The following is a 223-nucleotide window of genomic DNA, read 5'->3' as shown; positions in this document are numbered from 1 at the left end:
GCGAAATTAACGAAGCGATAGCCATTCAAAAGGAAGTAGTTAAAGAAAATATCAGGAACTTAGAATCCTATAAGAAGTTAGGTAAAATGTACGGGAAAATCGGTGAAACGGGAATGCGTGCTTTCGTTAACGGTGAACAACTAACGGTTGATGTGCCTCCTGTAATTAAGGAAGGACGTACGTTGATTCCGTTCCGAGCTATTTCTGAATCCTTGGATGCAAC

The 223-nt window shown here is 40.8% G+C and carries 1 protein-coding gene; it reads left to right on the top strand.

The annotated features are described in order from the left end of the window. Positions 1-223: stalk domain-containing protein (locus tag LKX83_RS33245; RefSeq protein ID WP_227887568.1), on the top strand; the 223-nt coding region annotated here is incomplete at both ends.

The sequence above is a fragment of the Cohnella baijiui genome (assembly GCF_020731285.1).
Classification (GTDB): Bacteria; Bacillota; Bacilli; order Paenibacillales; family Paenibacillaceae; genus Cohnella.
The sequence above is the reverse complement of the archived record's forward strand: the minus strand, read 5'-3'. Positions and strand labels throughout refer to the sequence as shown.